The organism is Micromonospora inaquosa (genome assembly GCF_003857055.1).
Taxonomy (GTDB): Bacteria; Actinomycetota; Actinomycetes; order Mycobacteriales; family Micromonosporaceae; genus Micromonospora; species Micromonospora inaquosa.
This window is the reverse complement of sequence record NZ_QGSZ01000084.1, coordinates 1-8064: the sequence shown is the minus strand read 5'-3', so window position 1 is coordinate 8064 and position 8064 is coordinate 1. Positions and strand designations below refer to the sequence as shown.

7 protein-coding genes are annotated in these 8064 nt (G+C 69.1%); 3 read left to right on the top strand and 4 right to left on the bottom strand.

Features of this window, described 5'->3' with window-relative positions; genetic code table 11:
- Nucleotides 1-20: 20 nt before the first annotated feature.
- Nucleotides 21-1523 carry a flotillin family protein gene (locus DLJ59_RS01515; protein ID WP_124770731.1) on the bottom strand — a complete coding sequence of 501 codons (1503 nt, stop codon included), beginning with the start codon at nucleotides 1521-1523 and terminating at the stop codon, nucleotides 21-23.
- 27 nt (nucleotides 1524-1550) lie between these two features.
- Nucleotides 1551-2063 carry a hypothetical protein gene (locus tag DLJ59_RS01510; protein ID WP_244235781.1) on the bottom strand — a complete coding sequence of 171 codons (513 nt, stop codon included), beginning with the start codon at nucleotides 2061-2063 and terminating at the stop codon, nucleotides 1551-1553.
- 109 nt (nucleotides 2064-2172) lie between these two features.
- Between DLJ59_RS01510 and DLJ59_RS01505 the strand changes: the two genes are divergently transcribed.
- Nucleotides 2173-2652 carry a methylated-DNA--[protein]-cysteine S-methyltransferase gene (locus DLJ59_RS01505; RefSeq protein WP_124770732.1) on the top strand — a complete coding sequence of 160 codons (480 nt, stop codon included), beginning with the start codon at nucleotides 2173-2175 and terminating at the stop codon, nucleotides 2650-2652.
- A 139-nt stretch (nucleotides 2653-2791) separates the two neighbouring features.
- Here DLJ59_RS01505 and DLJ59_RS01500 read toward each other — a convergent pair whose 3' ends face one another.
- Entirely contained in the window at nucleotides 2792-3871 is a 1080-nt protein-coding gene (locus DLJ59_RS01500; protein WP_124770729.1) for an inositol-3-phosphate synthase, read from the bottom strand.
- Between the two features lie 23 nt (nucleotides 3872-3894).
- A complete protein-coding gene (locus DLJ59_RS01495) occupies nucleotides 3895-4533 on the bottom strand; it encodes a PadR family transcriptional regulator (protein ID WP_030331823.1) in 639 nt (212 codons plus the stop codon).
- Between the two features lie 175 nt (nucleotides 4534-4708).
- Between DLJ59_RS01495 and DLJ59_RS01490 the strand changes: the two genes are divergently transcribed.
- Entirely contained in the window at nucleotides 4709-5158 is a 450-nt protein-coding gene (locus DLJ59_RS01490) for a DUF5318 domain-containing protein (RefSeq protein ID WP_124770728.1), read from the top strand.
- Nucleotides 5159-5355: 197 nt separating this feature from the next.
- Nucleotides 5356-8064, top strand: a 2709-nt coding sequence (locus DLJ59_RS01485; RefSeq protein ID WP_124770727.1) for a transglycosylase domain-containing protein, incomplete at its 3' end; no start/stop codon positions are given.

Genomic DNA, 8064 nt, shown 5'->3' with positions numbered 1-8064 from the left:
GGGGTGGGGTGGGTGGTGGATTAGCGGGTTTCTACGGCTGGTGTGCCGTTGCCGGCAGGGGTGGACGCCGCGCCGAGCCGCGCCAGCAGGCCGGGCAGGTCGATCCCGGTGAGGTCGCTGCCGAGCTGCAGCCCTTGAGCCACGTTGCCGGCCACCGACTTGGTGAGCGACGACGCGCCGTCGGTGGAGATCACGGTCATCTTGTCGATCGCGCCGATCGGCGCACTGGCCGCCTCGACGACCTGCGGGAGCACCTTGACCAGCAGGTCCAGCACGGCCGCCTCCCCGTACGCGGCGAACGCCTCGGCCTTGCGGGCCATCGCGTCCGCCTCGGCCTCACCCTTCGCCAGGATGGCCGCGGCCTCGGCCTGCCCTTCCCGCTCCACCGCCTCGGCGATGGCGGAGCGCCGCCGCTGCTCGGCCTCACCTTCCTTGGCGCCCTCGATGGCGTTCGCCTCGGCGAGTGCGGCCCGTCGGGCCCGCTCACCCTCACCGGTGAGGCGGGCCTGCTCGGCGGAGGCCTGCGCGGCGGCGATGACGGACTGGCGCTGCGCGTCGGCGTGCAGCACCGCCGCGTTGCGGGACGCCTCGGCCTCCTGCTCCACCTTGTATCGGGCGGCGTCGGCCGGCTTGCGAACCTCGGTGTCGAGTTGGCGCTGCTTGAGTTCTGCGTTGCGCTCGGCCACCTTCTGCTGCTCGGAGAGGATCGCCTGGTCCCGCTCGGCCTGGGCGAGCGGTCCGGCCGCCGCGGACTTCGCCTTCGCCGCGTCGATCTCGGCCTGGATGCCGGCCTGCTTGAGGGCCAGGTTGCGGTTCGCCTCGGCAATGGCCTCCTCGGCGAGCAGCCGCTCCTGTTCGGCCTGCTGCCGGGCGCGCGCCTCGGCGATCGCCGCGTCCTTGAGCACCCGGGCGGCCTCGGGCCGGCCCAGGTCCTGGAGGTACGAACCCTCGGCGAGAATGTCCTGGAGCTGGAAGGTGTCCAGCACCAGTCCCTGGTTGGTCATCGAGTGCTCGGCCTCCTCGGCGACCGCGCTGGCGAACGCCGCCCGGTCCCGGATGACCTCCTCGACGGTGAGTCGGCCGACGATCGAGCGCAGCGCGCCGGCCAGCACCTCCCGGGTGAAGTTGTCGATCTCGTCCTGCTGGTGCAGGAACCGTTGGGCGGCGGCCCGGATCGCGTCCTCGGTGCCGCCGACCTTGACGATCGCCACACCGTGCAGGTCGGCGCGGATGCCCTGCTTGCTCACAGCGCCCCGGATGCCGACGTCGATCCGCCGGCTGGACAGGTCGAGCGACTGGAGCTTCTGCACCACCGGCAGGACGAAGACCGAGGCGCCCAGCACGACCTTCTGCCCGGAGTTGTCGGTGGACCGCCCACCGTCGGCGGTCTGCGTGGTGCGGCCCTTGCGACCGGTGACGATGAACGCCTCGTTCGGGCCGGCGACCTTGATCCGGGAGAGCACGAAGAACACCAGGATGAGCGCGAGGAGGACCGCGCCGCCGATGGCGATGAGTAGTGCCATAAGGAGTCCCGTCTATGAGGGGGAAGGTCAGTAGGTCTCTACGTGCACGCTGGTCTCGCTGAGCGCCTGCACGACGAAGACCTGGGCGCCGATCGGGATCGGTTGGTCCGCGCGGGCGCTGAGCTTGACCGGTTGGCCGGCGAGGCGAATGCGGACCTCGCCGTACCCGTCGGCTGGCACCGGGGTGACGACCAGGCCGAGCGCGCCGACCAGGTCGTTCCGGGTGGGGGTGGGGTCGGTGCGCATGTTCCGCGCCGCCCGGCTCAGCCGGGACGCCAACCAGCCGGTGGGCACGGCCGCGAGCACGCCGCCGGCCACCGCCCCGACGACCATGCCGGGGGTACGCGCACCGAGCAGTTCGTTGACGATGGCCCCGCCGAACCCGAACGCCCCGGCGAAGCCGGCGACCGTCTCGACCGAGATCGGCCCGTCCACCTGGCCGTGCCCGAACTGGAGCATCTCGGTGCCGAGCAGGGCGAGCGCGAGCACACCGATGCCCGCCCCGCCGATGATCAGAAAAATGAGCGTCCCCGTTGCCACGACCCCGACGGTATCGACGTCGCGCAACGACGAACGGCCCGGTGAGAGGTAAAAGATGATCTACCGATGCGGGGTCGGCGAGGAACTCCGCAACAGGGAGAATGAGGGGATGCGCTGGACTGTGCTCGACTCACCGATCGGTGAGTTCTCCGTCGCCACCGACGGCACCAGCGTCTGTGGCGCGCATTTCGGGCGGGTCGAGGCGGCCACCGAGGAGCCCGACCACGCGCTGACCCGGCAGGCCGTCGACGAACTGCGGGCGTACTTCGCCGGTGAGCTGACCGGGTTCACCGTTCCGGTGTCGGTGCCGCGCGGCTCCGACTTCGAGCGCGCCGTGTGGCGGGAGATGACGCGGATTCCGTACGGGGAGACGCTGACGTACGGCGAGGTGGCGGCCCTGGTCGGCGATGCCGGGGCGGCCCGGGCGGTGGGAGTGGCCTGCAACCGCAATCCGATCCCGGTGATCGTGCCGTGTCACCGGATCGTCGGCGCGGGCGGAAAGCTTGTCGGTTTCGGTGGGGGTCTGCCCCGCAAGGTCAAGCTGTTGGAGTTGGAGGCCGGGGTCGCGCTGCGACACGCCTGGTCCTGACCCTCCCTGCCACGCGTGGTCCCGGTAATGGTGGCGGGGATCACGGAGCAACTCTCGTACCCGGGATGGGAACGGACCCACGTCGAGGGGCCGGGTCCGCACGGACCCGGCCCCTCGACGTGTTTGGTGACTCAGCGCGTCAGCGCGCGACCTCACCGGCGATGAACTCCTCGACGGCCTGGTGGGCGTCGTGGTCGGCGTACTGCACCGGCGGGGACTTCATGAAGTACGACGAGGCCGACAGGATCGGGCCGCCGATCTTCCGGTCCAGGGCGATCTTCGCGGCCCGGACCGCGTCGATGATGACGCCGGCCGAGTTCGGAGAATCCCACACCTCGAGCTTGAGCTCGGCGTTCAGGGGGGTGTCACCGAACGAACGGCCCTCCAGGCGGATGTACGCCCACTTGCGGTCGTCCAGCCACGGCACGTGGTCCGACGGGCCGATGTGCACGTCGCTCTTGCTCATCTCGTGCGGGATCTGCGAGGTGACCGACTGGGTCTTCGAGATCTTCTTCGAGACCAGCCGCTTGCGCTCCAGCATGTTCATGAAGTCCATGTTGCCGCCGAAGTTGAGCTGGTACGTGCGCAGCAGCTCGACGCCGCGGTCCTCGAAGAGCTTCGCGAGGGCACGGTGCACGATGGTGGCGCCGACCTGGCTCTTGATGTCGTCACCGACGATCGGCAGGCCAGCGTCGGTGAACTTCTGGGCCCACTCCGGGTCGGAGGCGATGAAGACCGGCAGGGCGTTGACGAACGCGCAGCCGGCGTCGATCGCGGCCTGGGCGTAGTACTTGGCGGCCTGCTCGGAGCCGACCGGCAGGTAGCAGACGACGACGTCGACCTGCGCGTCGCGCAGCGCCTGCGCCACGTCGACCGGGGTGGCGTCCGACTCCTCGACGATCTCGCGGTAGTACTGGCCCAGACCGTCGAAGGTCGGACCGCGCTGCACGGTGACGCCGGTCGGCGGCACGTCGCAGAGCTTGATGGTGTTGTTCTCGCTGGCAACGATCGCCTCCGCGAGGTCCATGCCCACCTTCTTGGCGTCCACGTCGAATGCCGCGACGAACTCCACGGCGTTGACGTGGTAGTCGCCGAAGGCGACGTGCATGAGACCCGGGACGCGGTCGTTCGGGTTGGCGTTCCGGTAGTACTCGACGCCCTGAACCAGGGACGAGGCGCAGTTACCCACACCGACGATGGCGACGCGGACGGAGCCCATAGCGTCTGCCTCCTTCTTTTCTGTCACGGCCGCTCATTCCTGGTCTCTCCAGGCGGAGGCGGGCTGTTGTCTTCTCGTCGGCCGCCGGCTGTCCCGATGTTCGGGACCGTCGGGGCTCGGCCGGAGCGCTCGTTGGCGATGAGCTCCTCCAGCCAGCGGACCTCGCGCTCACAGGCATCAAGGCCGTGGCGCTGCAGTTCCAACGTGTAAGCGTCGAGGCGCTCGGCCGCCCGGCCCAGCACGTCGCGAAGCCCTTCGCGACGCTCCTCGATCTTGCGGCGGCGACCCTCCAGAATGCGCAGTCGGGTCGCCTGGTCGGTCCGGGCGAAGAACGCGAAGTGCACTCCGAAGCCCGTGTCGTCGTATGTCTCGGGCCCGGCCTGTGCGATCAGCTGGGCGAAGCGTTCTTTGCCTTCCGCGGTGATTTTGTAGACCACCCGACCTCGTCGGCTGGTCAGCGCGGGAACCTCCTCGGCAGTGGCGGGCGTCTCAGCAGCTTCGGTGATCCATCCCGCCGCCTGCAGCCTGCGTAGCGTGGGATAGAGCGAGCCGTAGCTGATCGCCGCCCGGATCGCGCCGAGTTTGGCGGTCAGCTCCTTGCGCAGCTCATAGCCGTGCATCGGAGACTCCTGCAGGAGGCCGAGGATGGCGAACTCAAGCACGGGCCACCCTCTCTTTACCCTCCGGCGTGGAGTGATAACCGCCGCGATGTATCGGACCGATACATCGCACGTTAGCGGTTTGGCAGGGCCGGGGCAAACCCCCGTTCCGAGATGTCGTCGTCACGGATTGTGAGCGTGGTCGCCTGCTCGGGCCGGACCGCGTACCCTTCTCCGCATGCGTACGCAGCGCCAGGTCGTCGACTACTCGCTTCAGAAGCGAGCGGTGCTGCGTGAGCTCCTGGCCGGCCGAGTGGGCACGTACGACGTCTGCGACGCGTCGCCGTACCTGAAGAATGCCGCTCGGTTCCACGGCGAGCCGACCGACCGGCGCTGCCCGATCTGCCGCAGCGAAAACCTGACGCTCGTCCACTACATTTACGGTGACGAACTCAAGCAGTCCGCCGGGCAGGCGCGGACACTGACCGAGTTGCCCGTGCTGGCGATGACGCTGCGTGAGTTCCAGGTCTTCGTGGTGGAGGTGTGCCTCGGCTGTGACTGGAACCATCTCGTCGAGCAGTACCTGCTCGGCCGGGACGGTCTGTCCAGCGACAGTGACGGCACCAGCGAGCAGGACGCGGCGGGCGCCGAAGGCGCCGGTCGGCGGAGGCGAGAGGCGCAACGGTGATCTCAGCTGGTTGTACCGGCCCCGGGGCCGCAGACGGAACCCGGAGCGGTCGACCACTTGTAGGTCCGATTGGCCCGATTGATACGACAATGAGCCCGGTTGGCAGGCACCCCCGTGCCGGCATCCAGGGTGAAGCAACTCACGGCAACCCGGTGGCGGCGCAGCTGCGCCCCACCGCGACCGGCAGGGTGTGAGGAATGAACTCGTACGGCGATCCCAGTTCTGCGCGCGGACGGACCCAGCATTCGGGTCCAGACGGTGACCCCGGACCGGGCGCGGACGACGCGTACCGCCGCCCCAGCGGTGACTCCGGAGGGAACGGCTGGTCAGCCTCAGGCGGCGGGGCGGCAACCCCGGGTCGGGCCTCGGTGACGCCGCGGGCCGCCGGTGGCCGGGCCACCGTCGGTGGTTCGGCCTCCGTGCCGCCGCCTGGCGGTGCGGCGGCCGGCTCCGCTTCGGTGGGTTCGGCAGCGGCCGGTCGGTCCGGCCGGGCCTCGGTGCCGGTGTCGCCGGCGCCGGGTGTGGCCGCTGGACGCGCTGGCGCCGGCCGGGCCTCGGTGCCCGTCTCCCCGGCACCGGGCGCACCGGCAGGTCGGGCCGCTGTCGGAGCCGCGGCCGTCGGCGCCGCCTCGGTCGGCACCGCATCCGCGGGCCGGGCCAGCGTCGGTTCCGCGTCGGTCGGTGGTCGTGCGGCGGTCGCCCGGGCGAGCGTCTCGCCGGTCGCCGGCGGGCCGGGCGGCCCTGGAGGTCCGGGCGGGCCGGGCGGTCCCGGTCGTGGCGGTCGTGGTCCGGGTGACTCGGGCGCTGCGGTGCGGGCGAAGAAGCGCAAGCGGATGAACCTGCTGATCGCCGGGTTCGCCGTATTCATCATGCTCGCCGGCATCGGCGTGGTCGGCTTCACCTACTACTCGACCAACGTGGTTCTTCCGGACGAGATCACTCCGCCGCAGGCGACCACCCTGTACGCCTTCGACAACAAGACGATCATCGCCAAGGTGGGCGACCAGAACCGAACCCTGGTCACCATCGACCAGATTCCGGAGTACGTGCAGAACGCGGTGGCCGCGGCCGAGGACCGGAACTTCTACCGGCACTCCGGTGTGGACTACAAGGGCATTGCCCGCGCGGGCTGGAACAACCTCTCCGGCGGCGACAAGCAGGGTGCCTCCACCATCACCCAGCAGTACGCGCGCAACGCCTACGACAACCTGAAGGACGACACGTACGCCCGGAAGGTGAAGGAGGCGATCCTCGCCTCCAAGCTCAACGACGAGTACACGAAGCCAGAGATCATGCAGCACTACCTCAACGTGATCTACTTCGGCCGAGGTGCCTACGGCATCGAGGCCGCGGCACAGACGTACTTCGGCAAGTCGGTGAGCAAGCTCAACCCGGCCGAGGGTGCCGTGCTCGCGGCCCTGATCAAGCAGCCGGAACCCAGCTCCACCCACCAGGGGTACGACCCGGCGATCAACCCGACCGCGGCGCAGGATCGCTGGAACTACGTGATCGACGGCATGGTCAAGGAGGGCTGGCTCGGCGTTCCCGGCAAGGAGCCGCGGCCTGCCGAGTACCCGACGAAGACCCTCAAGGCCCCGAAGAAGGGCGGCATCGGCGTCGACTTCGGCGTCGACACCCCGTACGGCAACGTCATCAACTACGTCCGGCAAGAGATGCGGGACAGGGGCATCTGCGTCGAGAAGGACACCGAGGTGACGGGCACCAAGCCGCTGTGCTCCCAGGCGCTGATGGCCGGCGGTTACCGGATCCGCACCACGGTGGACACCAGGATGCAGGCGGCGGCGGTCGCGACGGCCCAGCGCAAGTCCAAGGGCTCCGAGGTGGCCGGCCAGCGAAGCAACATCATGGCCGCGGTGGTGGCGATCGACCCCACCAACGGTCGGGTCGTCGCCTACTACGGCGGGGACAACGGCACCGGCACGGACTATGCCGGCAAGAACACCGACTCCACCGGGGCGATCAGCGGCGGTCACTCGCCCGGTTCAAGCTTCAAGATCTACACCCTGGCGGCGGCGCTCAAGGAGAAGAAGGCGCTCGAGTCTCGGTGGAAGGGCAAGGCCTTCAAGCCGGAAGGCACCTTCAAGGTCAGCAACGCCGGCGACGACACCCCCACCTGTGGCAACTCCTGCACCCTCAGGGTGTCCACGCTCAAGTCCCTGAACGTGCCGTTCTACTACGTCACCGAGGAGATCGGCGCGGACAAGGTCGTCGACATGGCCAAGCAGGCCGGCGTCACCACCATGTGGCGCACCGACACCAACCCGGCGAAGGCCTACGACCTGACCAAGACCGACCCGAAGGACATCACGCCGGAGCCGTTCTTCAACGTGGTCGGCTACGGCCAGTACCCGATCACGGTGCTGGACCACGCCAACGGCGTTGCCACCTTCGCCAACGGGGGCGTCTACAACAAGGCGCACTTCCTCTACTCGGTGGAGAAGCAGAACCCGAACACCGGTAAGTGGGACAAGGTCTACAGCGAGAAGCTCGACTCGAAGCGCAGGATCGACAAGAGCGTCGTGGACGACGTGACGTCCGTGCTGAAGGACTACCCGGCCGCTGTCAACCACCGCCTCGATGACGGTCGCAAGGCGGCCTCCAAGACCGGCACCTGGGAACTCAAGGACGACAGCCTGGACAACGGCGACGCCTGGATGATCGGTTACACGCCGCAGTTGGCCACCGCGGTGTGGGTGGGCAACGTGCGGGACCGGAAGCCACTCATCCTCAAGGACGGCCGCAAGGTCAGTGGTGGAAACCTCCCGGGCGACATCTGGGAGCGGTTCATGAACGAGGCGCTGAAGGGCAAGCCCAAGCTCGACTTCCCGCCCGCTGCGAACGTCGGCGATCCGGATTCCGGAAACGGTGAAGCGCCCCCGCCTCCG

Bases quoted from the DNA above. Each gene is read 5' to 3' on its own strand.
- DLJ59_RS01500 (WP_124770729.1), bottom strand. From the start codon at position 3,871: ATGGGCTCCGTCCGCGTCGCCATCGTCGGTGTGGGTAACTGCGCCTCG.
- DLJ59_RS01515 (WP_124770731.1), bottom strand. From the start codon at position 1,523: ATGGCACTACTCATCGCCATCGGCGGCGCGGTCCTCCTCGCGCTCATC.
- DLJ59_RS01490 (WP_124770728.1), top strand. From the start codon at position 4,709: ATGCGTACGCAGCGCCAGGTCGTCGACTACTCGCTTCAGAAGCGAGCG.
- DLJ59_RS01505 (WP_124770732.1), top strand. From the start codon at position 2,173: ATGCGCTGGACTGTGCTCGACTCACCGATCGGTGAGTTCTCCGTCGCC.